The 389-nt window shown below is 44.5% G+C and carries 1 protein-coding gene; it reads left to right on the top strand.

Annotated elements, in window-relative coordinates:
- The coding region (locus I6F35_RS39670) for an L-serine ammonia-lyase, iron-sulfur-dependent, subunit alpha (protein ID WP_225122975.1) at positions 1–252 on the top strand (252 nt) is incomplete at its 5' end.
- Positions 253–389: the final 137 nt, after the last annotated feature.

Here is a 389-nt window from a genome sequence, read left to right as displayed (position 1 = left end):
AATGCTAGCGGAGCAAAAGTCGTAACCGCACAAACAAATGGAGCATGTGCTGTTATCGCTGCTGTTATGCTTTATCTTAAAACTCATACGATAGGATTTAGTGATGAAAAGGTTATCGAGTTTTTATTTACAGCAATGCTTATAGGTTTTTTTTTTTTTTTGCAATGTCGAGGATTATCAAAAACTGGGGATCTAGGTGGTGCAAGTAGACGCTTGAGCGTCATCGGTTCAGCGCTGCATGGGTTACGCTGATAGCAACCACGGGAGGAATGCAGCCATGACTGAGCGCCATATGATCCACTCGGAAACACTGTCGAACGGATGCAGCATCGAGGTAAAAGCCGAGATAGTGAGAGACGGCTCGTTGAAGATGTTCATCGGTGTTTACC

Source organism: Bradyrhizobium sp. BRP22 (assembly GCF_020194175.1).
Lineage (GTDB): Bacteria > Pseudomonadota > Alphaproteobacteria > Rhizobiales > Xanthobacteraceae > Bradyrhizobium.
The sequence above is the reverse complement of the archived record's forward strand: the minus strand, read 5'-3'. Positions and strand labels throughout refer to the sequence as shown.